We start from the raw sequence: 958 nt of genomic DNA, 5'->3' as shown, positions 1-958 counted from the left end.
CAATCTCAGGTAGAAGATTTGCTTTTTTATGGCGCGATCGGGGTGATCCTGGGTGGCAGGATTGGTTACGCCTTATTCTATGATTTACTCAATGTTATTAATAATCCACTGAACCTGTTTAAAGTCTGGCAGGGAGGCATGTCTTTTCATGGAGGTTTGTTAGGAGTTTTGATAGCCATCTGGCTATTTGGTCGAAAATCCGGAAAATCTTTTTTTGAAATCAGTGACTTTGTTGCACCATTAGTACCGTTAGGCTTATTTTTTGGGCGGATAGGTAATTTTATTAACGGGGAATTATGGGGCAGAGTATCGGATGTCCCCTGGGCAATGGTGTTTCCAACAGGAGGACCGCTGGCTCGGCATCCTTCACAGCTCTATCAGGCATTGTTGGAAGGTTTGTTGCTATTCGTTATTTTGTGGTGGTTTTCGGCCAAAACGCGTCCACGGGCGGCAGTATCAGGTCTGTTTTTATTAGGATATGGCAGTTTCCGCTTTGCAGCAGAATTTTTCCGGGTGCCCGATCCACAATACGGCTATCTGGCGTTTGACTGGTTTACTATGGGGCAGCTGTTATGTGTTCCGATGATCATAGCCGGATTGGTTATGATGTTTTGGGCTTATCAACGATCTAATCCAGCAAAATCATCAACCAGGTAGCAGCACTCAATAACAAAGTCAGTAACACAGCAAGCGATCCATAGTCCTTGGCTCGGCCAGACAGTTTGTGTACATCGGTGCTTACCCGATCAACAACACACTCAATGGCCGAGTTAAGTGCTTCAACAATCAGTACAGCCACTAATGAGGCAATCATCAACAGTCTTTCCGCGGGTGTAACATCAAGAAAAAAACTGACGATTCCCAGCAGTAACAGCAAAATAAATTCCTGCCGGAAGGCAGATTCATAACGAATTCCGGCATACAGTCCTTGTAACGAATAGACTAAAGCAAACATTAA

2 protein-coding genes are annotated in these 958 nt (G+C 44.5%); one reads left to right on the top strand and one right to left on the bottom strand.

The window, feature by feature from the left end; genetic code table 11:
- On the top strand, window positions 1-657 hold a 657-nt coding region (lgt, locus tag B3O33_RS04410), incomplete at its 5' end, for a prolipoprotein diacylglyceryl transferase (protein ID WP_292363045.1).
- Here lgt and B3O33_RS04405 read toward each other — a convergent pair.
- The coding region (locus B3O33_RS04405; protein WP_292363043.1) for a diacylglycerol kinase at window positions 629-958 on the bottom strand (330 nt) is incomplete at its 5' end. The two genes, lgt and B3O33_RS04405, sit on opposite strands and share 29 nt — an antisense overlap.

The sequence above is a fragment of the Methylophaga sp. UBA1464 genome (assembly GCF_002325665.1).
GTDB lineage: Bacteria > Pseudomonadota > Gammaproteobacteria > Nitrosococcales > Methylophagaceae > Methylophaga.
This window is presented reverse-complemented; position numbering and strand designations above follow the sequence as displayed.